At 67.0% G+C, this 385-nt stretch carries 1 pseudogene; it reads left to right on the top strand.

The window, feature by feature from the left end:
* Positions 1–34: 34 nt before the first annotated feature.
* Positions 35–385, top strand: a pseudogene (locus tag GWK61_RS55585) (CpaF family protein); the annotation flags it as partial.

The following is a 385-nucleotide window of genomic DNA, read 5'->3' as shown; positions in this document are numbered from 1 at the left end:
CGTCGGCGAGGTCCGCGGCGAAGAGCTCGTCAGCATGCTGAACGCCATGATGATGGGCAGCGACGGCTCGATCGGCACCATGCACGCCTCCACCAGCAAGCAGGCGTTCGACAAGCTCGCCTCCTATGCGATCCAGGCCCCGGAGCGACTAGACCGTGCCGCGACCAACCTGCTGGTTAGTACCGCTCTGCACGTAGTGATCCAGCTACGGCGGCTGCGTGACGGGTCCCGCGTCATCTCCTCGATCCGTGAGATCACCGGCGTCGGAGACAACGGCGAAGTCACCAGCAACGAAGTACTCCGCCCCGACCGCCAGGGCCGCGCTGTGCCCGGGACCGGCTGGACGGCCGACACCGCAGACCTGCTCATCGAGGCAGGCCTGGAC

The sequence above is a fragment of the Catenulispora rubra genome, from assembly GCF_015356825.1.
In the GTDB taxonomy this organism is placed as follows: Bacteria; Actinomycetota; Actinomycetes; order Streptomycetales; family Catenulisporaceae; genus Catenulispora; species Catenulispora rubra.
This window is presented reverse-complemented; position numbering and strand designations above follow the sequence as displayed.